The organism is Acinetobacter sp. YH12251 (assembly GCF_013417465.1).
GTDB classification, from domain to species: domain Bacteria; phylum Pseudomonadota; class Gammaproteobacteria; order Pseudomonadales; family Moraxellaceae; genus Acinetobacter; species Acinetobacter amyesii.
On the sequence record NZ_VPDZ01000021.1, the window covers coordinates 1 to 23,469 of the forward strand.

26 protein-coding genes are annotated in these 23,469 nt (G+C 41.1%); 10 read left to right on the forward strand and 16 right to left on the reverse strand.

Annotation, left to right across the window (positions count from 1 at the left end; translation table 11 throughout):
• Nucleotides 1-223: 223 nt before the first annotated feature.
• The 3 genes from FTV27_RS15520 to FTV27_RS15530 all read right to left on the reverse strand — a co-directional run bounded on the left by FTV27_RS15520 (nt 224) and on the right by FTV27_RS15530 (nt 2,831).
• Nucleotides 224-1,486 (reverse strand): hypothetical protein, encoded by a 1,263-nt coding sequence (locus FTV27_RS15520; protein WP_180079230.1) that lies wholly within the window; start codon nt 1,484-1,486, stop codon nt 224-226.
• Nucleotides 1,483-2,121, reverse strand: a complete 639-nt coding sequence (locus FTV27_RS15525) for an ABC transporter ATP-binding protein (protein WP_180079231.1) — start codon at nt 2,119-2,121, stop codon at nt 1,483-1,485. Before FTV27_RS15525 ends, FTV27_RS15520 begins: the two co-directional genes overlap by 4 nt.
• A gap of 113 nt (nt 2,122-2,234) precedes the next feature.
• Complete coding sequence (locus FTV27_RS15530; RefSeq protein ID WP_078194008.1) at nt 2,235-2,831, reverse strand: TetR/AcrR family transcriptional regulator; 597 nt, start codon at nt 2,829-2,831, stop codon at nt 2,235-2,237.
• A gap of 95 nt (nt 2,832-2,926) precedes the next feature.
• On the opposite strand from FTV27_RS15530, the gene FTV27_RS15535 reads away from it, so the two are divergent.
• Nucleotides 2,927-4,132 carry an oxygenase MpaB family protein gene (locus FTV27_RS15535; protein WP_180079232.1) on the forward strand — a complete coding sequence of 402 codons (1,206 nt, stop codon included), beginning with the start codon at nt 2,927-2,929 and terminating at the stop codon, nt 4,130-4,132.
• 47 nt (nt 4,133-4,179) lie between these two features.
• Here the strand turns inward: FTV27_RS15535 and FTV27_RS15540 are convergent, their stop codons facing one another.
• The 3 genes from FTV27_RS15540 to def all read right to left on the reverse strand — a co-directional run bounded on the left by FTV27_RS15540 (nt 4,180) and on the right by def (nt 7,359).
• Nucleotides 4,180-6,246 (reverse strand): TonB-dependent copper receptor, encoded by a 2,067-nt coding sequence (locus FTV27_RS15540; RefSeq protein ID WP_180079233.1) that lies wholly within the window; start codon nt 6,244-6,246, stop codon nt 4,180-4,182.
• 72 nt (nt 6,247-6,318) lie between these two features.
• Nucleotides 6,319-6,738, reverse strand: coding sequence for a DUF2946 family protein (locus tag FTV27_RS15545; protein WP_180026133.1), 420 nt, complete (start codon nt 6,736-6,738; stop codon nt 6,319-6,321).
• Between the two features lie 90 nt (nt 6,739-6,828).
• Nucleotides 6,829-7,359: a peptide deformylase gene (def, locus tag FTV27_RS15550; protein ID WP_180079234.1), complete on the reverse strand. Its 531-nt coding sequence runs from the start codon at nt 7,357-7,359 to the stop codon at nt 6,829-6,831.
• Nucleotides 7,360-7,478: 119 nt separating this feature from the next.
• Between def and FTV27_RS15555 the strand changes: the two genes are divergently transcribed.
• The 3 genes from FTV27_RS15555 (at nt 7,479) to FTV27_RS15565 (ending at nt 10,525) form a co-directional block, all read left to right on the forward strand.
• Complete coding sequence (locus FTV27_RS15555; protein ID WP_180079235.1) at nt 7,479-8,633, forward strand: LysM peptidoglycan-binding domain-containing protein; 1,155 nt, start codon at nt 7,479-7,481, stop codon at nt 8,631-8,633.
• 109 nt (nt 8,634-8,742) lie between these two features.
• The gene (dprA, locus tag FTV27_RS15560; RefSeq protein ID WP_180079236.1) at nt 8,743-9,924 is read left to right on the forward strand and encodes a DNA-processing protein DprA; all 1,182 of its coding nucleotides are present in this window, start codon (nt 8,743-8,745) and stop codon (nt 9,922-9,924) included.
• A gap of 31 nt (nt 9,925-9,955) precedes the next feature.
• Nucleotides 9,956-10,525: an L-threonylcarbamoyladenylate synthase gene (locus FTV27_RS15565; protein WP_180079237.1), complete on the forward strand. Its 570-nt coding sequence runs from the start codon at nt 9,956-9,958 to the stop codon at nt 10,523-10,525.
• A 437-nt stretch (nt 10,526-10,962) separates the two neighbouring features.
• On the opposite strand, the gene FTV27_RS15570 is transcribed toward FTV27_RS15565, so the two are convergent.
• Nucleotides 10,963-11,844 carry a DMT family transporter gene (locus tag FTV27_RS15570; protein ID WP_180079238.1) on the reverse strand — a complete coding sequence of 294 codons (882 nt, stop codon included), beginning with the start codon at nt 11,842-11,844 and terminating at the stop codon, nt 10,963-10,965.
• A 122-nt stretch (nt 11,845-11,966) separates the two neighbouring features.
• Between FTV27_RS15570 and FTV27_RS15575 the strand changes: the two genes are divergently transcribed.
• The 5 genes from FTV27_RS15575 (at nt 11,967) to FTV27_RS15595 (ending at nt 15,948) form a co-directional block, all read left to right on the forward strand.
• Nucleotides 11,967-12,725 (forward strand): helix-turn-helix transcriptional regulator, encoded by a 759-nt coding sequence (locus tag FTV27_RS15575; RefSeq protein ID WP_180079239.1) that lies wholly within the window; start codon nt 11,967-11,969, stop codon nt 12,723-12,725.
• 144 nt (nt 12,726-12,869) lie between these two features.
• Nucleotides 12,870-13,415 carry a glutathione peroxidase gene (locus tag FTV27_RS15580; protein ID WP_111885877.1) on the forward strand — a complete coding sequence of 182 codons (546 nt, stop codon included), beginning with the start codon at nt 12,870-12,872 and terminating at the stop codon, nt 13,413-13,415.
• Between the two features lie 266 nt (nt 13,416-13,681).
• Nucleotides 13,682-13,945: a hypothetical protein gene (locus tag FTV27_RS15585; protein ID WP_249749048.1), complete on the forward strand. Its 264-nt coding sequence runs from the start codon at nt 13,682-13,684 to the stop codon at nt 13,943-13,945.
• Between the two features lie 207 nt (nt 13,946-14,152).
• Nucleotides 14,153-14,776 (forward strand): hypothetical protein, encoded by a 624-nt coding sequence (locus FTV27_RS15590; protein ID WP_180079240.1) that lies wholly within the window; start codon nt 14,153-14,155, stop codon nt 14,774-14,776.
• A 158-nt stretch (nt 14,777-14,934) separates the two neighbouring features.
• Nucleotides 14,935-15,948 carry a pirin family protein gene (locus tag FTV27_RS15595; RefSeq protein ID WP_180079241.1) on the forward strand — a complete coding sequence of 338 codons (1,014 nt, stop codon included), beginning with the start codon at nt 14,935-14,937 and terminating at the stop codon, nt 15,946-15,948.
• Between the two features lie 7 nt (nt 15,949-15,955).
• Here FTV27_RS15595 and FTV27_RS15600 read toward each other — a convergent pair whose 3' ends face one another.
• The gene (locus tag FTV27_RS15600; protein WP_180079242.1) at nt 15,956-16,423 is read right to left on the reverse strand and encodes a hypothetical protein; all 468 of its coding nucleotides are present in this window, start codon (nt 16,421-16,423) and stop codon (nt 15,956-15,958) included.
• Between the two features lie 105 nt (nt 16,424-16,528).
• On the opposite strand from FTV27_RS15600, the gene FTV27_RS15605 reads away from it, so the two are divergent.
• Nucleotides 16,529-16,972, forward strand: a complete 444-nt coding sequence (locus FTV27_RS15605; RefSeq protein ID WP_180079243.1) for an ATP-binding protein — start codon at nt 16,529-16,531, stop codon at nt 16,970-16,972.
• Between the two features lie 6 nt (nt 16,973-16,978).
• On the opposite strand, the gene FTV27_RS15610 is transcribed toward FTV27_RS15605, so the two are convergent.
• The 8 genes from FTV27_RS15610 to FTV27_RS15645 all read right to left on the reverse strand — a co-directional run bounded on the left by FTV27_RS15610 (nt 16,979) and on the right by FTV27_RS15645 (nt 23,469).
• Nucleotides 16,979-17,284: a hypothetical protein gene (locus FTV27_RS15610; protein WP_180079244.1), complete on the reverse strand. Its 306-nt coding sequence runs from the start codon at nt 17,282-17,284 to the stop codon at nt 16,979-16,981.
• A 140-nt stretch (nt 17,285-17,424) separates the two neighbouring features.
• Nucleotides 17,425-17,904, reverse strand: a complete 480-nt coding sequence (locus tag FTV27_RS15615) for a DUF2846 domain-containing protein (RefSeq protein ID WP_180079248.1) — start codon at nt 17,902-17,904, stop codon at nt 17,425-17,427.
• Between the two features lie 130 nt (nt 17,905-18,034).
• Nucleotides 18,035-18,454: a F0F1 ATP synthase subunit epsilon gene (locus tag FTV27_RS15620; RefSeq protein WP_078194022.1), complete on the reverse strand. Its 420-nt coding sequence runs from the start codon at nt 18,452-18,454 to the stop codon at nt 18,035-18,037.
• A gap of 26 nt (nt 18,455-18,480) precedes the next feature.
• The gene (gene atpD / locus FTV27_RS15625; protein ID WP_078191473.1) at nt 18,481-19,875 is read right to left on the reverse strand and encodes a F0F1 ATP synthase subunit beta; all 1,395 of its coding nucleotides are present in this window, start codon (nt 19,873-19,875) and stop codon (nt 18,481-18,483) included.
• 29 nt (nt 19,876-19,904) lie between these two features.
• Nucleotides 19,905-20,774 carry a F0F1 ATP synthase subunit gamma gene (gene atpG, locus FTV27_RS15630; protein ID WP_078191474.1) on the reverse strand — a complete coding sequence of 290 codons (870 nt, stop codon included), beginning with the start codon at nt 20,772-20,774 and terminating at the stop codon, nt 19,905-19,907.
• Nucleotides 20,775-20,862: 88 nt separating this feature from the next.
• Nucleotides 20,863-22,407: a F0F1 ATP synthase subunit alpha gene (gene atpA / locus FTV27_RS15635; protein WP_078194023.1), complete on the reverse strand. Its 1,545-nt coding sequence runs from the start codon at nt 22,405-22,407 to the stop codon at nt 20,863-20,865.
• A 42-nt stretch (nt 22,408-22,449) separates the two neighbouring features.
• A complete protein-coding gene (locus FTV27_RS15640; protein ID WP_078191476.1) occupies nt 22,450-22,986 on the reverse strand; it encodes a F0F1 ATP synthase subunit delta in 537 nt (178 codons plus the stop codon).
• A 12-nt stretch (nt 22,987-22,998) separates the two neighbouring features.
• Complete coding sequence (locus FTV27_RS15645; protein WP_078191477.1) at nt 22,999-23,469, reverse strand: F0F1 ATP synthase subunit B; 471 nt, start codon at nt 23,467-23,469, stop codon at nt 22,999-23,001.

Here is a 23,469-nt window from a genome sequence, read left to right on the forward strand (position 1 = left end):
TGGTAATTCAAATTATTTTTAAACTTATCAAATAAAACCCAACTTAATCAATTCAACCAAGTCATTGTTTTATCAGAAGTTTTAATCTTCATCACCGCCGATGGATGTGCATTCTACAGCATTTCAGCACCGTTGCAACACCCTTTTCCATTTATTTTTATTTTTTCATTACGTTTGTTTATTTATTCTACTAAATCAGTTTTTTTTACTTAAAAAAGTGTTTTTAGCGTACAGAAAGCATGCAATATGCCACAGGCACCCATAAGATAAACATTAAAATTGGCATAACACCGTGCACTTCTTCAGGTTTTCTATACAACCACTGAATAAATGGAATGCCGATACCAAATAATGTCGCCATCAATAGCACATCTACAAATCCACCTGTCAGCAGTAGCCACAGCAATACTGGTACACTCATCAACAAGCCAATTATCAATAAAACACAGTATTCGTATTTCCTGAGCTGCCAAAGTGTAAACCCCTGAATGATCCAGAATCGCTCTGCAGATTCAAAATTTGATTTTAAGTCCATTTTTATCACACCTAGATTGAATAAACTCAGTGCAATATAGATGGCACACATCAATTGGAATAATTGTGAAGCGGTAAAATCAAGGCTCATGATGTTCCAAGTATCTGCCTGTGTGGCAAACCAATACAAAATCACGACCGCTGTAACGGACATACCGATACTAACAATACGATGGGTTAGAAATCTTTTATGAAATGCCTGACGAATAATGAGTTTATTTTGATTGAGCCAGAGTGGGCTATATTTCTGTATCAGAAATACGCTAGGTACTTGCAGCTTAATTGGTTTTGATTTCCTACCGAGCAGCCAAAATTTTATTGCCGCTATACAGATGAAAGTAGATAACAACACCGCAACGAGTTGAGCGTCCAATATCGCTAGACTCAAAATGGGCAAATATGTCAAAAGACAGACTAAACCGAAATATTGATTCTGTTGTAAAAACAGCATTTGTATGATTAATAAATTAAAGATCCAAAGTAGCATCAATACACTGATGCCAATGGAAGCTAAGAATTCATACTCTACCCAAACATATAGAAACGCTAAAATAAATGGCAGTATCAGCAAAAAGCTTAAACTGCCTAAAAATTTGATTTCCACTGCAAAGCGACTTTTGAGTGTGATGGGCAATAGCTCTAGATAGCAATACCCTTCTCCACCACTTAAAGCTTTACGCTGTATCGCACACCAAAATACATTTAAGGCAAGAAAGCCAGTCCAAAGAAACAAATTCGTGATTAATGATTTGCAATAAACCAAATCAATAATGGGCTGCACTAAAGATAAGAGCAGTCCGAATAGCATTGGCCCGAGAATTAATGTGATTAAAATAAGTAAATGCTTTTGCCGTGCAACTGCGTCTGCTGTGGTCTTGACATAAAATGTCCATCGGTATTTCAAAAGCATTTTTATGATTGTTCGCTGCCCAACATGTCTTTGTTTATTCATGCGGCCTGCTCATTGGACTTTAGCCGATCTAGCTCGATGATTTTTGCTGCAAGACTGTCTCTAAATACAGGAGCATGGCAAGACAATAGAATCAATTTTGATTGGCTCTGCTGTAAAAGTATGCTTGTTAATTCAGCCAAGGCGTTTTGATCTAAGCCATTGCTCGGTTCATCTAAAATCAGTAAAGGTGCCGAAGTCATTAAGGCTGCAACCAATAAAAACTTTTTGGTTGTACCAAAAGACATGTCAGCAAACGGCGTGGCTAAATAGTTTTCTAATTTAAATTTTTCAATGAAGATTTGATACTGCTCATGCGCTATCCCTCGAATATCACACATTAAATTCAGAAACTCCTGCCCTTGTAAAAAATCATAAATAGGGCTTTTATCTGGCACATAGGCCACAAGTTTCTTGTATTCATTGTTGTGAGGGGCATATTGCTGATCATTTATCAAAATATTGCCTGCATCAAAATCCAACATCCCAGCAATCATCGCAAGTAAGGTGGACTTCCCTACTCCATTCTCAGCAACAACAGCGACAATTCCGAATTCGCTTAACTCTAAATTTAAATTTGAAAATATACGTTTTCCCGCAAAAGATTTGGACAGTTGCTGCAAACTCAAAGAAACCATGATGATGTTCCTGATTTATTATCTTAAGTTATTGATTTATTATTAATCTATCTTCACATATCTTGGATCAGAATTAAATAGATTATTTAAGAGACAAATTTATTTTTTCAGTGTTATTCACTATCTAGATAAGCCAAAATCATCTTCGACAATTCCACTTTAAGCTGTTGTTCTGTAATTAAAAAACTATTATTGCTCACATAGCGCATCATGGTAAATAAAGTACTGTTAATGATCACAAAAGAGCGATGTTTCAGCGTCTCAAAGTTCCAATGTGAATAGTAGCGATTAAATAAATACATCCCGACTTCAAAAAAATGCTTTTCCAAAACCTGAGAGGCATCTGAATGACTGTATTGATGCCAATGTTTTAAGATCTCAATGAAGAAGCCACGATCAGCTTTCAACATATCAAAGCCAAACTGAATACAAAGTGGGATCACCTCATAAATACTGTGCTGCTCTTGCTCCACGACTATATTTTTTAGTGCCAACCCCAATTGTTCTGATTTTCTGAGCAGTAATTCTTCTACGATTTGTTCTTTATTTTCAAAATATTGATAAATTGACCCAACGCTCACGCCAGATTTTTCCGCAATTTTGGGCGTCGTCAGCTCCAGTAAACCTTGTTCTGCAATACACAACTGCGCAGCTTGCAAAATGCTTTCCACGATCATTTTCGCGCGTTGTTGTTGTGGTCTTTTTCTCATTCTTTTGCTCTCCAATGCCATAGTGTTATGCGAATTGAATGCGAATAAATATTCATATTAGTGTGGCATGAAACAATAACATTGAAGATCAAAACATGACCACTCACTTCAATACCCGACTGACTTCATTTCAGGCCACGCAGCAATCTAATCTGCTGAGTTTTCTACTGTCTCATTTGACGGGTCAGGCTGCACAGCCAAATTACGCTCAATATCTTGCCCTCAATAAAGCCTTGCAATGTGGTGACCCACAGATGGAAAAAGTGCTCACGTGGATGATGCAGAACCCTAAACAGCATCGTGAATATTTTGAAATCGCTTTATTTAAAGGTGTAGAGCAGCTTCCCTTTCCTATTCCTGAACTCGAACATTTTTTTAAGCATGTTGAACAAACACCGCCTTGGTTAGAGCCAGAAAAAATACAGCAAGCCCTTGAATTCACCCATCGACTCGGGATTAACAATGGCTTTATTTTGCGCGACCTTTCACTCATGGTGGGTTATCTCTTCCCCGGTTTCAATCAGCCACTCATGCTGACCGGTGCTTTAAATAAACAAGCCGGTACACGTCTGGCTGAAACCACTAAATGGTGGGTAGATATCACTGAAGAACGCGGACTCGAACGTTTGCATGCGGGATTTACATCGACGATTTATGTGCGTTTTATTCATGCTTTGGTACGGCATCAACTCCAAAAAGGCAAAGACTGGGATTTTGCAACGTGGGGGGTGCCGATCAATCAATTTGACTTGGCGATGACCAATCTTGCCTTTAGCAGTGTGGTACTTTTGGGCATTCGCGCTTTAGGAATTTTTCCATCAAAACAAGAAACTGAAAGCTTTTTACATTTTTGGCGTTATGTGGGTTGGTTAATGGGTATTGATGAAAAATGGTTAATTGAAAAAGAATCTGACGGTTGGAAGCTTTTATATTGGATGCAATTTGTCCACCCAAAATCAGATGCAAGTAGCGTAGCGCTTGGGGCAAGTTTATCTAAAGAACCTTTTGAACGACAGTACAAATACCTTCGACCACTTCAGCAAAAACTGGCTTATCGACAACATCTGGAGCTGACACAATTTTTTATTGGCAAAAAACGCATGCATAAATTAGGGCTCAAACCCCAGTCTGCCGCATGGTTTGCTTATTATTTATTGGCTAGAAATCTTGTCCTGTATTCAGGTGCTAAGCATCTCCCAAGTTTAAATCAAAAATTACAGCAAAAAGGCCGTGCGATTCAAAAACTCGGTTTAGCACTGTATCAAAGTAAGGCCAAACAACTGGCGAGTATGCACCAATAAAAAAAGCAGAGCGATCGCTCTGCTTTTTGGATGACAAGTATCAAGATTTAGAATTTCATCGAAATACGTGCCCAATAATTGCGACCAATATTATTAAACTGTTGATCGGTCGCTAAACCTGTCCCTGCATCACCCAGTTTATTTAGATGTTCGGTATAGGTTTTATTCAAGAGATTATCCACACCCACAGATACATCTACACCCTCATTAATATGATAAGTACCATTTAAAGACAGTGTGCCAAAACCTGCACTTTCTTTCAGGTCATAGCCCACGATATTGCCTTGGTGCGCACTGATACGATTTTGTCCATCAACCACACGCCAAAACGCTCCCAAAGTATAATTATCTTGGATATAACGTAAGTTGATCCGTGCTTCTAAAGGTGAGATTTGTGGTAATGGCGTATTATCCGTGGTGTTTTCCCCCCACGCATACATTGCGCTGACATCTGCTTGGATCGCATCTGTAAATTGATAGCCAATCCCAGCTTCTGCACCTGCAATGGTTGCATCGATATTTCGACTATGCGCTTCCATACCTCCCATCATTCCTGTTCCAGGCTTATAACTCGTTAAAATATAATCATTCACCAAACCAGCATAAGCCGACACCCAAGAATTCAAAGCACCATGTTGATGTTGATAGCCCATATCTAACTGAAGCGTTTTTTCCGTATCAATATGATTGAATGTATTGATATCACCATTTCCTGATTTTGGGCTAAATAATTCCCAATAATCTGGCATACGTTCTACATAGCCTAAACCAATATAGGTTTTACCATCATCATGTTCAGGATGTGTATTTTCAAAACGGATAAAGCCACTTGTTAAGGTTTTATCCAATTTACGGTTATAACCTTGATCAATTGAATCTTGTCGTTCATCTTTCACATCGACTTGATCAAACCGAACACCTGAAACCAAACTGTTTTGATCATCAAAATGATAGGTTAATTCACCAAAACCACCATAAGACTGATATTTCATGTCTGTCATACGTGGCTGGTCTTGATAAACAATATGATTTTTTGAATCTGTTTTACGAATACTATGTTGGTTATTTTGGCTGTCGATACCCGTAATAAATTGAAGACTATCCCATTCATGGGTTACGGCCATACGAGCGTTTAATGTTTTACGAGCAACATTAGTCGCCATTTTCATCATTGGTTCAGGACGTAAACTATAGTTATCCATGACATGATCATTAAAGCTATAGTTCACTTGTGCTTCAATTTTCTTAACCACCTCAGTGACATTCTTTTTCTCGACTCGAAGCCCCAAGCTTTCGCGGGCAAATTGTGAACCATCCATCATTCGGCCCGCGTACACCGCCTCACCATCGGCTTTACCTCCAGTAAGTTCTACCCATGTATCTTCGTTTGGCGTCCAACCGAGTGCCAAATCTGTATTCCAACGCTCCCAGTCTGACGGCACAGTATTACCATCTCCATCTTGGTAGCTGTCTGCAACAGAACGGCTAGCATTTAAACGGACATATTTATGCTCATCCCCCACGGCCGCTTCGACATTATGATCTAAACGACCATAAGAGCCGATCATCACACTGACTTGACCACGGTAGTTTTTATCAGCATCGAATTGTTCAGGTTTGCGTTCAAATAAGACTGTTGCAGCAGAACCTGTATTGGCATATTGAACCGTTTGAGGTCCTTTAATCACTGAAATACGATCATAGCTTTCAGGTGAAATATAAGAAGATGGTGCATCCATACGACTCGGACAAGCCCCGAGATTTTCTGTACCATCGGTCAATATTTTAATGCGTGAACCAAACATGCCACGAAACGTCACATCGCCATTGGTTCCTGCGCCACTTTTCACTGCACTAAAACCCACAATGCTTTTTAAATAATCGGCCCCATCACTGGCAGGTATCGGTTGAATCGGCTGTTTGGGGTTGGCACGAACAATCAGGCCATTGGCATCATTACCCTGATGTGATGTCACCACAATCGGTGCTAAAGTTTGTACAGCATTGGTTCCCGTCATCTCTACGGACATCTCGTCAGCCATCACTGTAGTTGAATAGCAGGCAACACAAATTGCAGCCGCAAGAGGCTGTAGAAAAAATTTAGGCTGAGCCATGTTTATCTCACAAAATACATAAATAAAGGCGTACCTGAGTCCTCAAAGACCCAAGTTAAAAAAACGTCGGATTTATGCAGCGAGTGGCGGGGCTCGACCTTGCGGAAGTAAAAAGAGTTGTTGAAGAACAAACCAGACATGCTTGAAAGCTTTTTGAAAAGCAATTAAACGAACTTGAATTCGATCAAGCACTTCTTTTACATCAAGTTCAGGGGGCAAAACCAAATTGCCGTAGACCGTACAATACTGACATTGATGACTGGCATCATGTTCATGGGCAGTATGATCGACTTGAACTTGCTCAGCGTGAGCGGAAGATGAATGGTGTGAATGTGCGGTATGTTCAGCATGAACATTGGGAAGTAAAAGTGCACGCGTAATGGTTTCGCAGACCGGAGCAACTTGATATTGCTTGGGCAACAATGGCTGTAAAAAAACAGCAATCTGCAAAAAAACGGCTGCAAAGGACAGCAGCACTCCACTACGAAACAATACAGGCAAACCCTAACATTTGTCTGCCCCAAGTATAACAAAGCCCAATCAAAATTGGGCTTGTCTCAGGTATTTTTTAACCGCGATCAATTAACGTTTAACTGCGACCTTATCTTTTTGGCGTTGGCGAACCAATTTTTCCACTTTGTCACGTGCACGTTGACGTTTCAAAGGCGATAGATAGTCGACGAATAACTTACCATTTAAGTGATCCATTTCATGTTGAATACAAACTGCGAGAAGTCCGTCTGCTTCCACTTCAAATGATTGACCTTCAAGGTTAATTGCCTCAATTTTTACACGTGACGGGCGCTCAACTTTATCGTATATTTGAGGCACTGATAAACAGCCTTCTTCATAGGGCTGCGTCTCTTGCGTCAATGGCGTAATTTTGGGGTTAATAAACACCATGGGTTGATCTTTTTCTTCAGATAAATCCATGACTATCAGCTGAATATGGTGATCTACCTGTGTTGCTGCCAGGCCAATTCCTGGTGCTTCATACATAGTTTCAAACATGTCGGCTGCTAACTGACGAATTTCATCAGTAACTTCTTCGACTGGTTTTGCAATGGTACGAAGACGGGGATCGGGGAAACTTAAAATAGGTAATAAGGCCATACGACGTCCTCACTTATGCCATTGATCAAAAAACAAAATGAAGGAATGCTTCATCAAAAAATTGTGTGTAATATCGTTATTATAACGCAGTTACATACATAATTTTAGGAATTATGATAATGAAAAAGGTTTTGAAGGGCATGCCAACTTTTAGTGCCTTGGGGTTTAAAAAACAATTTTTGGCACTTACAGTCTGTGTAAGTGTGGGGATGGGAATGGTCAGTGTTGCAGAAGCTGCCCCTGCTCGTAACGTCAATCCACCATCATTGAAGGCAGGTGCGCCTCAAGTTTATGTGGTGAAAAAAGGCGATACGTTATGGGATATTTCCAAGCGTTTCTTAAAAAATCCCGTGCGCTGGCCTGAAATCTGGGCGAGCAATAAACACGTGAAAAATCCGCACTGGATTTTCCCAGGTGACCGCCTATTAATGTGTACCTACAATGGCCGCCCAATCATCGGTAAAGATGAAGGTGATGGCTGTGAAGGTATCATTCGTCGCTATACAGGTGGCACTAAACTTCAACCACAAGTTCGTGTTGAATCCCTCAACAGTGCGATTCCGGTTATCCCATTAGAATATATTAAGCAATGGCTTGAGCGCAGCATGATTGTTGCCGCTGATTCTGTTGAAGGCACACCTTACATTTTAGGTACAGCTGATCAACGCGTATTAGCTGCCAAAGGCCAAACAGTTTATGCACGCGGCCAAGGTATGCAAGTCGGTCAACGTTATGCTGTTTACCGTGAAGGCGAACCGTACATCTTTACCGATGCAAACGGCAAAAAATACAACGCAGGTTTAGAACTGACTCAAGTCGCTTCAGGTGTTGCCGTTCGTGGTGAAAATGACATTACCACTTTAGAACTAACCGATACTTATAATGCTGAAGTTCGTCGTGGCGATCGTGTTCTTCCTGAATATGACCCAATGCTGCCAACACTGTTCTATCCAACCAATGCAGAAAATGTCACTGCTGGCGGTAGTGTAGTTCGTGTTATGGGCTCGATTGGTACTGCAGCGGTTCACAGTGTTGTGACGATCGACCGTGGTAGCTTGCAAGGCGTTCAATCTGGTCAAGTCTTTAGCGTGAACCAAAAAGGTGAAATCGTGACTGATCCAAAAACCAAAGAACGTGTTCAACTTCCAGGACAACGTATTGGTAACATTATGGTATTCAAAACGTTTGATAACCTAAGCTATGCTTATGTACTTGAAAGCGAATTACCAATCAAAGTGGGTGCAACGATTCAGCCACCACTGATGGATGACTAAGACCAAATCCATAAAAATGAGGCTGTATACAGCCTCATTTTTATTATCCAACAACGATACCACTAATAATTTTAACCCATAAAAAGAAGACATATTCAAAGGTCTCATTATGCTCAACTCATTGACTGACTTGCATTTAGATTACATTCGCCTGTGGTTTGTGGTACAACACTCACTTCGTAGTTTCTATAAAATTCAGCAGCACTATCCTGCCCTACACTACGCCCTTAAGCCTAATCAAATCACCACATGGCAAAAATTAGGACTGCATAAAAATCATTTAAAGCGCTTTGAGGAATTTCACAGCCCAAGTGGACAGCTTAGCTTTGAAAAATGTCTCAAGGATATTGAACAATACAGTGACTTTGTACTGATTCCTGAAGACCTAAACTATCCACAACAACTTTTACCTTATAGCGACAAGCCGCCGATTCTATTTGGGCAAGGTAATGCCCAAGCCTTGATGCAACCCCAAATTGCGATTGTTGGTAGCCGCAAACCCAGTCCCCAAGGTCGACAAATTGCCTATGATTTTGCTTATTATCTGAGTGAGCAAGGGTTCTATATTAATAGCGGTTTAGCACAAGGAATTGATGAAGCGGCACATCGCGCTGCCATACAACACCACAGAACCATTGCCGTGATGGGTACAGGTTTAGATCAAACTTATCCGACCGCACATCAGAGTTTAAGACAAGAAATCATCCAACATGGGGGAACCGTAATCAGTGAGTTTCTTCCACACACTCCCCCACTGCAACACCATTTTCCACATCGAAATCGTATCGTGAGTGGGCTCAGTCTTGGTGTCATCGTGGCGGAGGCGGCATTAAAAAGTGGCTCACTGATCACAGCTCAACGTGCTGCCGAACAAGGCAAATCTATTTTTGCCATTCCAGGCCATATTTATAGTGAGTCGCATCAAGGTTGCCATCAACTCATCCGAGAAGGTGCAATTTTGATTGATCATCCACAACAGGTCATTGAAGACTTGGCATTGGCTACACAATGGCAATCGCAGGCTGCCGAAACCTTAACAACCACCGAAATAGAGACACCCAAAACAGCAACACCAGACACCCCTCCACCCGAACCTATACCAGAACATTTAATTGCGCTGTATCGGCAGCTTGATTGGGTCGGCCAAAGCCTTGATCAATTGTCCATTCAACTCAAAATTGATACCGCGACATTGACCAGTCAACTGATGGAATTAGAGTTAATCGGCTATGCCACACAACAAGCCGGACACTACTTACGTTGTCGAATGGGTAAATTAGGTTCACAATAGTCCTTTGTCGAATCAGATAAGGTCTATAGAAATGATTACCACCTCTGTTGCAGAAGCAGCTTCCTGTCTTAAAAAAGGTCAGGTTCTCGCATATCCTACAGAGGCTGTTTGGGGATTGGGCTGTGATCCCTACAATGAGCAAGCCTTTCTCGAAATTTTGCGCTTAAAACAACGTCCCATTGAAAAAGGGGTGATTTTATTGGCTGCCAATGTCGCTCAAGTTGAACACCTGCTCCAAGGATTAACAGAAGATATGCGTCAGCAAGTCATTGCGACATGGACCAACCGTAAACCCAATGAACGTGCAACCACATGGTTATTACCGGCTGGCGACCATATCCCAACATGGATTAAAGGCAATCATCCAAAAGTCGCAGTCCGTGTGACTACCCACTCTTTATGTGTGGCTTTATGCCAAGCTTTTAATGGCTTTATTGTGTCTACCAGCGCCAATCCTGCGGGATTAACCCCTGCACGTTCCTTACAAGAAGCCAATCAGTATTTTGCCAATGAACTAAATTACTTAAATGGTGATCTCGGCCTAAGCCAAGAACCAAGCAAAATTATTGATGCTGAAACAGGTGACATCATCCGTGCATAAGCTCGGATGCCTGTCTATACCTGCCTTTTAGAAAATACAAACAAAAAAAAGCTCAGCCATATAGGGATGGCTGAGCATAAAAAAGGATGTGTATAAAATCACATCCAGAGGGTCTTGCAATCTCTGGGTAAATATCAAGTAATTATTAAGAATTACTTCATCATTTACGATGAAAGTATTATGTAATATTTTTTTAAATTTAACAAATATATTTTTTATATAAATAAAACTACTGATAAGTACTTTATTTCTGATTTTATAACTACTTAGTCAAAATATGTATCTATTTTTGATTGATTTTTAAGACGAGAATTTGTTTTTTTAATTCAGTTTTACACTCAAAAATCCATTTTCAAAAGATTTGCTCTATAAAAAATAAGTTTGTTTGCCTATTTTTTAATCAACAATTCTCATAAATTTTCAACTTTTTACTAGATTTACTTACGCTGCGCCAAGATCACCCCAGTAATCGCCATCACTGTGCCGACGGTATGATAAATCATCCACTGCTCAGCCAACCAGAAATAGGCAATAATCGCGGTAAATACCGGCATCAAATTCATAAAAATACTGGTGCGATTCGGGCCGAGATGTTGCACAGCCAACATCCATACCAATGGTGCAATCAGTGATGGAAAAATTGCCGCATAAAATACACTAGGTGCATTGGCAGGATTAATCGCGTCTATGCCTAAATACAACACGAATGGCAAGTGATATAAAACGGCAAAGAAAATTTGTACATATAAGCTCAACAGTAGCGGAAGTTTCAATTGCCATTTTTTTAAAAACACCCCATAAAAGGCATAAAAGAACACTGCGAAGATCATGAGGATATCGCCGAAATGTCCGCCCATATTGAGTAATTGACTGAAATCTCCTTGCGCGATGACAAACAATAGCCCCGTAAATGAAATCGCACAGCCCAAGATGGCATAGCGATTAGGCACATCTTTCAGTATGAAAAATGCAACGGCAATCGTAAAAACAGGGATAAAGGCATTGATGATGCCCATATTGGTCGCCGTCGTATAATGCGCAGCGGTATAGCCCAAGCCTTGATATAACACCATGCCAAAAGCACTCAGCACAGCCAATTGCTGCCAATGCTGCCCGATAAGCTGTCTTTGCTGCCAAACGGTTTTGAGCATAAAGGGGGTCAGGATCAAAAATGCAATAAACCATCGATAAAAACTGATACTGACTGGTGAAATATAATCCGTCACATAGCGGGTGACGGTAATATTTAACGACCATATAAATACCGCGATCAGAGGCAAACAAATTGCAAATTTCGCCCAACGCGCTTGAAGCAACATGTCTGACTCCTCAATATATCGTGCAAAGATTGGTCTAGGTATTTTGAGTGATGTCTGTTTTAATTGAAATACATGATTTCAGACATTTATATTGTAGTTCAGACATCGACACCTAGGCATATATGACATCAGCACCAATTGAACAACAGATCGAGCTTTTTGAAGCGCACTACACCACATTAGATGCTGTCTATCCGCACAGTTGTCTTTGGGGTGATTTTAATTTTTGTCTCGATGGTATTTTCGAATATGAAATACAAGGGCAACATCATCTCTCACCTGCCAGTTATGGGGTGTGGATTCCCCCACAGACAGAACATTGCTCAGTCGCGATTGATGAACAACCCATTCATTATGTGGCAATCCGACTGGCGCCTGATCTCTGCATAGATTTTCCCAAGCAGACGGAAGTATTTAGCATCCAGCCTTTCTTTCGTTTGTTGGTGCAAGAAATTTTGGCCTTTCCTACAGAGCAACATACCACACCACCCTATCGACACCTACTACAGGTCTTATTCGACCAGTTAAAAACTGCACCCAAACATCAACATTATTTACCGCAAAGCCATGATGCGGTGTTAAAGCCGATCTTGGCGCAGCTTGCAGATGTAGATCATTTTAGTTTGAGCCTACAACGATGCTTATCCAATGTCGGTTTGAGTGGGCGTCAGTTACTGCGGCTGAGTCAGAACGAACTGCAAATGAGCCTTTCTGAATGGCGAAACCGTGCAAAAATTATTTATGCCATTCAACAACTCCGTGCTGGTCAGTCTATTAAAGCTCTCAGCTATGAATTGGGCTATCAACACAGCTCAAGCTTTATTGAGTTTTTTAAACGCTATACAGGAAAAACCCCAAACCAACACCGTGCCACTAGTTAAATGCCAAGCACTCAAGCAAGCCTCAGCTCGAATTCTGCAAAGTACTACAAAAATTATGCGAAATGCCTATCGATAAAAGCTTGCTGTTCACCAGATTTCCCTTTAAAACAAGGATGAAAGGCACAACTTTAATTAGGAACGAATATGTCAGCTTCAGTTTACGATATCCCAGTAAAAACCATCCAAGGTGATGACACCACACTCAATCAATACCAAGGCAAGGTTTTATTATTGGTCAATGTAGCCTCTAAATGTGGGCTAACACCGCAATATGAAGGCCTAGAAAAACTCTATACAGAGAAGAAGTCGCAAGGCTTTGAAGTCTTAGGCTTTCCTGCCAATAACTTTTTAGAACAAGAACCTGGTTCTGAAGCTGAAATTCAAGAATTTTGCTCAATCAACTACAAGGTTGATTTCCCACTTTTTGCAAAAATTTCTGTGGCAGGCGCGGATAAACACCCACTTTATCAAACCTTAACCCAAGCCATTCCTGAACGCATTGGTGAAGGCCCATGGTGGGATGATTTAGTTGAATACGGTTTAACACCAAATCCAAAGCCTGAAGTGCTCTGGAACTTTGAAAAATTCCTCGTGAATAAACAAGGCGAAGTTGTGGCTCGATTTGCACCCGACATCAAGGCAGATGATGCACGTATTGTCGATGCCATTAACGCTGAATTAGCCAAATAATTCGACAATATCTCAATATCTCAATATCTCAATATCTCAGTTAAGATTATTATGATTTTAACTGAGATTGATCATTTTAAATTATCACAATAATAGCTATTAATTATCATATGATGACAATTTAAATAATTTATTCATTATTTTAATATTTCACATACACATTGTTCAAAGTTTCCCTGTAAATACTCATTATGATGAGTCTTATCAATTCATATCCAGCAGTAAACAGGTGAACTTATGAATACATTAATGAAAGCTATCGTTTTATGTATTTTTTGACAGCACGTGTATCTGCGCTAACAATAGATGCACGGCAAAATCCTCAAAAGACGAAAACCCAACAGCACACTAAACAATACACACGGGTAAAAAACCAAAGCCAGAACAAGAAGAAAGCTGTAAATCCTTCACATGATTGGCGTTCTGGACAAAAAGTACCTTCTGAATACCGTTGTCATCGCTACAAAGGTGACCACAATAAATATAAAAAATTGTCTAAATCAGGCAAAACCAACAATGGATTAAAGTGAATAGTGACTACATTTTAATGAATGCTGTCAGCCACGCCATGATCAAAATCATTGCGGGTTAACACATTATAAAATATCAAAAGAGGGCAAATGCCCTCTTTTTTTGCTCAAGCGATTATTTTGTTATTGCTTTGCAACAATCTATTTTTAATCCACATTCTACCCCTATATTTAAAGTATAGAATTAATTTATAGTGTGATCATTAAATGAAAAAGCTCGTGCAGAATGCTCTTCTCCCTTTTGCCATTTTTAGTGGTGTTTTGGTGCTGATTGGCTGTGAACCTGCTACAGCACCGCAACAGGAACAAGAAATCGCTGCAGAAAATGATCATCCTGCAACTTCACCAACAAGTGAAAATCAATCAGCGACACAAAGTCAGGCGACCGATCAAAGCCAATTAAAAAGTGGCAATATGTTTTATATCGTTCGCGATGTAGCGGATATGCAACTTAAAGCCGGCACTTATGTTGAGCAACTCAAACAAACGCAGGTCGATTTAGAAACCGCAGTCAGCAACCAAGATCATCTCCAATTGCAAAAAGCGGCAACCCAGCTGCAACAGCAGCTCAAAGGTTTCAATCAAGCTTTGAATGATTTAAATCTAAAAAGCACTGAGATTAATGATATTCGCAGCAATCTACAGGCAGCGAATCAGCAAGTATTGGCCTCACCTTTTCTCAATGGACAAGTCGATTTAAGCAAAGTTGATTTTCAGAAAATTCAAAATCAAATGGGAAATATTCAAGCGGAAATGCTGAAATTGGCAGGTATGTTGATCCAAGACCAAGCAGCTAAAAGCTCATCTAATGCACCCTCTAAAACTGAATAAGTAGCGAAATTTAGTATTTCCATTGCATTCCACCTGTTGTAAATCAAAAAAGCGTTAGACCTTGAGCTAACGCTTTTTTTCTTACAGTTCCGCTATAGAACACGACTGTTTTTCCTTTTAGATTAATGCTTAATAATAAAGCCAATGATGGAACAGTTATGTCAAACGCTGTGATTTATAACATTACACCCATTACCTTTCGTTTAGATTTAAAAGATCCTTTCTTATTTACAGCTCATCATATCGATCATTTTCCTGCTGCAAATGCAGACATGGGGCCAAAAACAGCCGCAGAGAAAGATGAATTCAATATGTACTATGGCGATGTGGTTCCAGGTTTCCCAGAGCATCCACACACTGGCTTTGAAACCATTACCTTTGTTGAACAAGGCTATGTCGATCACTTTGACTCATTAGGCAATGGCGGACGCTATGCTGCAGGTGATGTGCAATGGCTGTCTACAGGCAATGGCGTTGAACACTGTGAAATGTTCCCCCTACTGCATGAAGATAAAGCCAATCCTTTTGAACTTTTCCAAATTTGGTTTAATTCATCAGCTGAACAGAAAACCCATGATGCCGACTATAAAATGTTTTGGCGTGAAGAGATTCCTCACGTCTTTGAAACGGATAGTGAAGGAAAAAAATCGGATATTCGCGTGATTTCAGGGCAGTTTAAATCCACTGATGCTATTTCCCGACCGCCACACTCATGGGCGGCTGCCGCAGAAAATAAGGTCAACATTTATTTAATCACCATGCAAGCAGGTGCAGAGTTGGTGATTCCCGCAACAACAAGTAGCTCCAACCGTTTTGCTTATTTCTATCAAGGCAATACATTAGAAATAGAAGGTCAAACCATTCAGATGAAGCATTTGGTTGAACTCCAATCAGATGCCAACGTCCATCTCAAAGCAGGTGGATTAGAAGCACGGATTCTGTGGTTAGAAGGTGAACCGATTAATGAACCCGTGGCGATGCGCGGTCCATTTGTGCTCAATACCACGGAAGAACTCGATGCAGCTTTTAAACGCTATCGTGAAACCCATTTTGGAGATTGGCCTTGGCCAACACCCGCACCGGTCTTCAAACGTGATCAGGCTCGATTTGCCAGTTATGAAGGCGGTAAACGTGTAGAGCACCCAGAGCAGGAAAACTCACAAGCATCTTAAAGTTCAATTACTTGGATTGAGCAAATTCAAAAGTATTACAGTTTTTATCTTGTCCAAGTGCGCGCTGAACATCTTGTTTAAAACGTGCTTGGGCAAAGCTATATTGCTTCGGTAAAAATAAGGTAATACGTGTCGTCTGCGGATCTAAACTTTCGACCAACATTTTATGCAAATACGCCCCATGCTCAGTTCGTGCCATCAATGTCCCCTGCTCCAAATGCTCTTCTAAACGATTATCGGTATAGACGTAGCGATTGTTTGCGGTAAACGCAACACAGTGATTATAGGCTTGTCGCAGATTTCGAAAGGCGGTCATATATGGGATTTTAAGCTCCGTACTGATGCCATTATCAACCGATTCAGCGACAAGTGCAGCTTCAGTGGGAAGATTGGGTGTCGTGACGTATTGGCTTTGACATGCAACGAGCAAACTATAACAAAGACACAGTGATAAACTGGTGAAAAATTTGTGCATACGGACCTTTGCAACTTGTTCTTATTTATTTTGCAGAGATTGTAGCAAAACTGGGTTGCTGATTTAATACTCTACTATTCATTCCGTGCTTTCATTGCAAATACTATGCAGCTGATTATTTTTACAGGCGTTCAAGCCTCTGGCAAATCAACCTTTTACATGTTGAATTTATATCATAGCCATTTACGTATTAATTTGGATATGTTGAAAACCCGACATCGGGAAAATATGATCTTTGAAGCAGGTTTGGCATCCAAAACCAAAATGGTGATTGACAATACCAACCCAGATCAGGAAGCTCGTGCTCGCTATATAAAACGCGCAGTAGATGCAGGGTTTGAAGTCATTGCTTATTATTTTGAAACCGATTTGGACAGCACCTTAAAGCGTAACAGTTTTCGTGAAGGCAAAGCCCATATTCCAGAAGTTGGCGTGCGTGCGACTTATCGCAAGCTTCAAGTTCCATCACAGGATGAAGGCTTTGATCAAATTTTTACAATTAAAATTATCAGTCACGGCGAATTTTCAATTTTACCCATGTATGAATAACGAGCATTAACCTGCTTTTTGGCTATCTTGCCATTTTTTAAAAGCCGATTGCATGGCCTGACGCTCATATGGTTTCACTAAACGACTTTCTAATGAAGCAAAATCACCTTTATAGGCAGCAGCGACCATCGATTTTGCCAGTTCTTGAATACTCACGCGCCCACGGTGTTCATATTGCTGGACTTCTTCATGGGAGAGTTCAACATCCCAACATGACACGACAGAACTTAGATCAACCGCAATGCTCAAATAATATTGATCAAAGTCTTGATAAAGTTCCCAAAAATGCGGCTCATAGGCAATAAGGTTCATGGTGCAATGCTAGCTGATTGAATTTAATCACCATAAAGATTGTATTGAATAAAATATATTCAACTTTAGATTGATCAATTTCAACTAATTTAGGGATAAAAACTACCCTTTCGAGTAGCTTCTTATCTACATATGAACCTTTATTTCAATGCGATGGTGGCTTTGCTGCAATTACCGCCTTGTGCAAATGCATATTCGCTAATGGCCTTTTTTCCTGTTTGCTCATCAACCAGTTTTAAATTTGCCCCACCTACAAATGCGCCCATTTTAATAAATTGCTGAACAAAATATTGTTTACCTGCTTCAGTTTCAATATCCAAATGGTTAGGTGAAAATTCTGATTCAGTCGATATTGTATGTTTTTGATTACCCATTACTTCTTTATAAAAAAATACTCCACGAGAGGTTTCACCTAAACATTCCCCATCTACCCATACATCTTTCTTTAAGGCAGCGCCTTTCACAGAAGCTGAACGATACACATAAATTCCTGCATTGCCTTCTTGTGGGGCATTAAATTGTTTTACTGCTGTTGAAGCATTTTGATCTGCTTTAGGTACGGATGCACACCCAACAAATCCCAAAGATAATAGTAATGTACAAAAGATTTTATTAGACATCATTAATTCCATTGATATATTTTTAAGCATATGAAAAATAACAATTAATCAAAATATAATCAAATTTATTTATTATTCAGCCATAAAAAAACCACCCTCTCGGGTGGCTCTTTCAATCTCAAACTGCGTCTTATTGAGCGCGGTTTTTGATTTTGCGGATGGTTTCCAACTGAGCAGCAGTTTCTGCAAGAGCAGCCAAAGCAGCAGCTGAGTCCAAGTCGCTCTTTTGATTTGCTAACAACTGTTCAGCTTGTTTACGAGCTTCAATAATTGCTGCTTCATCAAGGTTGTCAGCACGTACTGCAGTATCTGCAAGTACAGTAACAACGTGCGGTTGAACTTCAAGTACACCACCTGATACATAGATTAATTCTTCTGTACCATTTTCAAGCAGAACGCGGATTGCGCCCGGCTTGAGCAAAGTTACTAGTGGCGCATGGCCAGGCATAATGCCTAACTCACCACCAGCACCTTTAGCAATTAGCATAGTTACAGCGCCAGAGTACAAAGACTCTTTAACACTTACAACGTCACATTGCATAGTCGCCATGAGAATCTCCTAAATTAGGGAACTAATTAAAGTTTCTCAGCTTTAGCAATAACTTCGTCAATACCACCAACCATGTAGAACGCTTGTTCTGGAATGTGGTCGTATTCACCAGCTAGAAGACCTTTAAAGCCACGAATTGTTTCTTTAAGCGGTACAAGTTTACCAGGAGCACCAGTAAACACTTCAGCTACGTGGAACGGTTGAGAGAAGAAACGTTGGATCTTACGTGCACGGTATACAGTAAGTTTGTCTTCTTCTGCCAATTCGTCCATACCAAGAATTGCGATAATGTCTTTCAATTCTTTGTAACGTTGAAGAACGTTTTGAACTGAACGAGCGATTTCGTAATGCTCAGTACCAACTACAAGTGGATCTAACTGACGTGAAGTAGAGTCAAGTGGATCGATCGCTGGGTAAATACCAGAAGATGCGATGTCACGGCTCAATACAACAGTCGCGTCCAAGTGAGCGAAGGTAGTCGCAGGCGATGGATCTGTTAAGTCATCGGCAGGTACGTATACCGCTTGGATTGACGTAATAGAACCAGACTTAGTAGACGTAATACGTTCTTGAAGAACACCCATCTCTTCTGCAAGAGTCGGTTGGTAACCTACTGCAGATGGCATACGACCTAGAAGTGCTGATACTTCAGTACCCGCTAGTGTATAACGATAGATGTTGTCGACGAACAATAGAACGTCACGGCCTTTACCGTTTTCGTCTTTTTCGTCACGGAAGTACTCAGCCATAGTCAAACCAGTCAACGCTACACGTAAACGGTTACCTGGTGGCTCATTCATCTGACCGTAGACCATTGCTACTTTGTCTAGAACGTTTGAGTCTTTCATTTCGTGATAGAAGTCATTACCTTCACGAGTACGTTCACCAACACCAGCAAACACAGATAAACCTGAGTGAGCTTTCGCGATGTTGTTGATCAACTCCATCATGTTTACAGTTTTACCAACACCGGCACCACCGAACAGACCAACTTTACCACCTTTAGCGAACGGGCAAAGTAAGTCAATGACTTTAATACCAGTTTCTAAAAGGTCAGTAGAAGCCGCTTGTTCTGCATAAGAAGGCGCTTGACGGTGAATTGGTAAACGAGCTTCAGTACCAACAGGACCAGCTTCGTCGATAGGGCGACCAAGAACGTCCATGATACGACCTAAACATGCAGTACCTACAGGTACAGAGATAGGCGCGCCAGTGTTAGTTACAGTAAGACCACGCTTAAGGCCTTCAGTAGAACCCATTGCAATAGTACGAACTACGCCATCACCAAGTTGCTGCTGAACTTCTAATGTAGTTTCAGTACCATCAACATGGAGAGCGTCATAGATCTTAGGAACGCTGTTACGTTCAAACTCGACGTCGATAACCGCGCCGATGATCTGAATGATACGACCGCTACTCATTGCTGTCTCCTCAATTCAAACTAATAATGTTAAACGGCAGCGGCACCACCAACGATCTCAGAGATTTCCTGAGTAATCGCGGCTTGACGCAGCTTGTTATAAATAAGTTGTAGGCTCTTGATCAATTCACCCGCGTTATCAGTTGCAGCTTTCATTGCAACCATACGAGCAGACTGTTCACATGCGATGTTTTCAATCACACCTTGATAAACCATAGACTCAATGTAACGAACCAATAAACCATTTAGAAGCTCTTCAGCTTCTGGTTCATAGATATAGTCCCAACCGTATTGACGATTTAGGCCTTCGCTTTCCTCAGCAGCTGCTAAAGGAACAAGCTGTTCGATTTTTTGGTTTTGAGTCATGGCGTTGACAAAGCCGTTTGACACTAGATAAATACGATCTAACTCGCCTTTATCAAACGCGTCTAACATCACCTGTACAGAACCAGTTAACTGTTCAAGACTTGGAGCATCACCTACGTTTGTAGTTGCACCAAGAACTTTACCGCCGTAGTTTTTAAAAAACGAAACCGCTTTTTGACCAATTAAAGCAAATTGAACTTCAATTGACTGCTCTTGTTGCTGTTGTACGTGTTTGACCACTTTTTTGAACAAGTTAATGTTCAAACCACCAGCAAGGCCGCGATCTGAAGAAACAATGATATAGCCAACGCGCTTTACAGGACGTTCAACCATATAACGGTGTTTGTATTCAGGGTTCGCTTGTACCAAATGAGCAATTACACGGTGCATATTTTCGGCATACGGACGGCCTTGAGCCATGCGCTCTTGCGCACGACGCATCTTAGAAGCTGCTACCATCTGCATCGCGCGAGTAATTTTCTGCGTGCTTTTGATACTAGCTACTTTGGCGCGAATTTCTTTTAAATTTGCCATACGCTTAACCTAGTATTCGAAAGCCCTTTCGAGCTTTCGAAGGTTGATCCGTGAACCAAACCAGAACCAGATTCAACATCGTTGAATCTTAGTAAGTTTGAGTCGCTTTAAAGCTTTCAATACCTGCTTTGATTGCTGCTTCGATTTCTTTATCGTAAGCACCAGTCTCGTCAATTTTTTGCATTAACGCAGCATGTTCTGAACGGAAGTAAGAGATCAACGCAGCATCAAATGCAACGATTTTCTTCACTTCTACGTCAGCCATATAGCCTTCGTTAGATGCATAAATTGAAACAGCTTGGTCAGCAATTGAGTACGGAGCATATTGTTTTTGCTTCATAAGCTCAGTTACACGTTGACCATGTTCAAGCTGTTTACGAGTTGCTTCGTCAAGGTCAGAAGCGAACTGAGCAAACGCAGCTAATTCACGGTATTGCGCAAGAGCGGTACGGATACCACCTGACAATTTTTTGATGATCTTAGTCTGAGCAGAACCACCAACACGTGATACAGAGATACCCGCGTTCACAGCAGGACGAATACCTGCGTTGAATAATGATGTTTCTAAGAAGATCTGACCGTCAGTAATCGAAATTACGTTTGTAGGTACGAATGCAGATACGTCACCGGCTTGAGTTTCAATAATCGGTAATGCAGTTAATGAACCAGTTTGGCCTTTAACTTCACCGTTAGTGAATTTCTCAACGTAGTCAGCAGATACACGTGAAGCACGTTCAAGTAAACGTGAGTGTAGATAGAATACGTCACCAGGATATGCTTCACGACCTGGTGGACGACGTAGAAGCAATGAAATTTGACGGTAAGCAACAGCTTGTTTAGACAAGTCATCATAAATGATAAGCGCGTCTTCACCGCGGTCACGGAAGTACTCACCCATTGTACAACCAGCATACGGAGCAAGATACTGCATCGCTGCAGGATCAGCTGCAGCAGCTGCTACAACAGTTGTGTACGCCATAGCGCCAGTTTCTTCTAGCTTGCGCACAACGTTAGCGATAGTCGATTGTTTTTGACCAATTGCTACGTAGATACATTTAATGCCAGAGTTTTTCTGAGCGATGATCGCATCGATCGCCATAGCTGTTTTACCAGTTTGACGGTCACCGATGATCAACTCACGTTGACCACGACCAACAGGGATCATTGTATCTACTGATTTATAACCAGTTTGTACAGGTTGATCCACTGATTGACGCCAAATTACGCCTGGTGCTACTTTTTCAACAGCATCAGTAAGTTTTGCGTCAATAGGGCCTTTACCATCAATTGGGTTACCCAAAGCATCTACTACACGGCCTAAAAGTTCTGGACCAACCGGAACTTCTAATACACGACCTGTGCAACGAGCTTTTTGACCTTCTTGAAGGCTTAAGTAGTTACCTAAGACAACGGCACCCACTGAATCCTGTTCTAGGTTCAGTGCCATACCAAATAAGCCGCCGTCGAATTCGATCATTTCACCGTACATTGCATCAGCAAGGCCGTGAATGCGCACAATACCGTCGGAAACCATAACAATGGTCCCTTCGTTCTTAGCGGTCGCGCTGGTGTCCAGATCGCCGATACGCTGTTTAATGAGCGCACTGATCTCGGATGGATTCAGTTGTTGCATTGCGCTATACCTCAATCTTTTTAAAGTTCAGTCTTCAAGCTGTTAAGCAAGAAGACGAGTCCGCATTTTTTCAAGCTTGTTAAGCGCAGAATCATCTATCACTTGGTCGCCTGCACGAATAACTACACCTGCGATTAACGCTGGGTTAACTTCTACTGAAACATTTACGGCAGCTTCGAATTTTTTCTCTAATGCATGCGCAAGTAACTGTTCTTGTACAGAAGTCAATGGGAATGCAGATTCAATCACTACATCCACAGTATTGTTATTCTGTGATTTGAGCTGTTCGTATTCTTCTGAAATTTCAGGAAGAAGTGCCAGACGGTCATTATCAGCAAGCAATGTCAAAAAGTTTGACACTGCTGCAGTCTGGTCTTCACCTAAAACTTTTGCGAAAACACTTACCTGCTCAGCAGGAGTAAGCTCAGGGCGATTTAGATAAGCTGAAAATGCTTCGTCTTGCACCGCAGCACTTAGCAAGTTTAATGCATTTGACCAAGCGTCAGTTGCATTTTGCTCAGAAGCGTAAGCAAATGCTGCTTTAGCGTATGGGCGTGCCAACGTCAAGAGTTCAGCCATAATCCGCCTCTCTTAAAGTTTAGCAGCCAGCTGAGTCAGCATGGCATTGTGAGCTTCTGCGTCAACTTGCTGGTTCAGAATTTTTTCTGCGCCAGTAACTGCAAGAGCAGCAACTTGTTGACGTAATTCTTCGCGAGCAGCATTGATTTCAGTATCAACAGCTTCTTTAGCTTGTTGACGAATACGCTCACCTTCAGCCGCAGCTTGAGTACGCGCTTCTTCTACCAATTGCGCACCACGACGGTTCGCTTGTTCGATCAATTGAGCCGCTTGTGCTTTAGCCGCATCTAATTCAGCTTTCACTTGTGCTTGCGCATCCGCAAGGTCAGCTTTCGCTTTTTCAGCAGCGTTTAAGCCATCAGCGATTTTACGCTGACGCTCACTAATCGCATTGATTAGTGGTGGCCAAACAAATTTCATGCAGAATGCGACAAAAATCGCAAAAGCAATCGCTTGGCCAATCAATGTGAGGTTGATATTCAT